We start from the raw sequence: 1379 nt of genomic DNA on the forward strand, positions 1-1379 counted from the left end.
CGCAGCGGCGGGCCCTGCGCTGCGAGGCCTTCCTCGGGAACCGGCCGAATCTGCGGCAGGCGCACGTGCTGGCGTCCCCGGAGGTGGCCGGCGTGCTGCGGCCGGTGCTGGACTGGCCGGCGGATCAGGCCCGGAACGCCAAAGGGCCCAGGTGGTAGCACACCTGGACCCCGAGGGGGCCCCGAAGGACCCGGCAGATCGCTACCAGCCTGAACCAGGAGCGACTGCTATGAAGCACCGTATCCGAGATGTACGCGAAGTACAGCACTCCACCTCCCAGGCCGATGAGGCGCTGCGTCGTGCCAGGGCCGCCGACCGCGACGTGTACGAGCAGCTCGCCCGACGCACCGGTCTCGTCTTCCTCGATGGCCTGCGTGCCCTGCCCGAGTTCAAGACGCCTGCGGACATCCGGCGCCTCCGGGTCTTCCTGTCCGTCGTCGACGGCCCGGACGTCGGGAGCGTGGACATCGACCCCGTGAACTTGGGTGACGTGGCCGAGCTCGCTGCCCGGCGCGGCGCTGGCCTCCGCGCCAAGCACGCCCGCCTCGCCCGCCCCGCGCTGCGCCTGATCGGAGGTGGCCAGTGATGGAACACCTCCCCCCGAGCGACTGGTCGGCGGCAGCGGTAGCCCAGTGCTACCCCGACCTGTACGCCGACGTCACCGACCTGTTCCTCGCCGTCGACCCCTGGTCGTACCTGGACGACGTCCTCACCTCCCGCGACCCGGAAGCCTCAGTCGCCGCCTACGAGCAGATCGTCACCGGCGAGTGGGACGGCGACCTCTGATGACCGGCCAGCACGTGCACACCGACGGCAACGCGGTCCCGCCCGTGGACGACACCAAACTCAACAACCTGCTCGACGACCTCGACGACATCCACCCCGGCATCGACCTCATCCGCGACGGAATCCGCCTCCTCGCATCCTCCCGGCACGACCTCGACACCACCCAGCTCCTCACCGTCACCCTCGCCGGCTCCCCGGACGGCACCGACGTCCTCGGCCTCATCGCCCACCTCGGCGCCCGCCTCACCAACCCCGACACCAACCCCGCCCTCCGCACCCTCGGCTTCGAAGCGCAGAAGCACTGCCAGCGCGCCGGCGAACTCCTCGCCCACCACCTCACCGACCCCGACCTCCACCAGCACGCCGCGAATGCCTCCGCCGCCATCCACACCGACTGACCCAGAAGGAGAACCCCCCATGCCGAACGAGGAGGCCACCGGCTTACCCCACCAGCACGAATGCCCGAACGCCGGCCAGTGCGCCGAACATCGGCCGCCCGACCCCGGGAGGCCGTATGGCCATCAGCGTCCACAGTCCCTACGCCTTCAACACCGACATGGTCACCATGGTGGAGGCGTCCGCTCTCTTTGCCG

At 70.4% G+C, this 1379-nt stretch carries 3 protein-coding genes; all 3 read left to right on the forward strand.

The window, feature by feature from the left end; all coding sequences use genetic code 11:
• Nucleotides 1–229: 229 nt before the first annotated feature.
• From CCN42_RS02240 to CCN42_RS02250, 3 genes are read left to right on the forward strand one after another with little or no spacing between them, the layout of a single operon-like run.
• Nucleotides 230–586 carry a hypothetical protein gene (locus tag CCN42_RS02240; protein ID WP_086732815.1) on the forward strand — a complete coding sequence of 119 codons (357 nt, stop codon included), beginning with the start codon at nucleotides 230–232 and terminating at the stop codon, nucleotides 584–586.
• Complete coding sequence (locus CCN42_RS02245) at nucleotides 586–786, forward strand: hypothetical protein (protein WP_086732816.1); 201 nt, start codon at nucleotides 586–588, stop codon at nucleotides 784–786. The genes CCN42_RS02240 and CCN42_RS02245 overlap by 1 nt, the downstream gene beginning before the upstream one ends.
• Nucleotides 786–1184, forward strand: coding sequence for a hypothetical protein (locus tag CCN42_RS02250; protein WP_086732817.1), 399 nt, complete (start codon nucleotides 786–788; stop codon nucleotides 1182–1184). The genes CCN42_RS02245 and CCN42_RS02250 overlap by 1 nt, the downstream gene beginning before the upstream one ends.
• Nucleotides 1185–1379 lie beyond the last annotated feature (195 nt).

The sequence above is a fragment of the Streptomyces glaucescens genome (genome assembly GCF_002154375.1).
In the GTDB taxonomy this organism is placed as follows: domain Bacteria; phylum Actinomycetota; class Actinomycetes; order Streptomycetales; family Streptomycetaceae; genus Streptomyces; species Streptomyces glaucescens.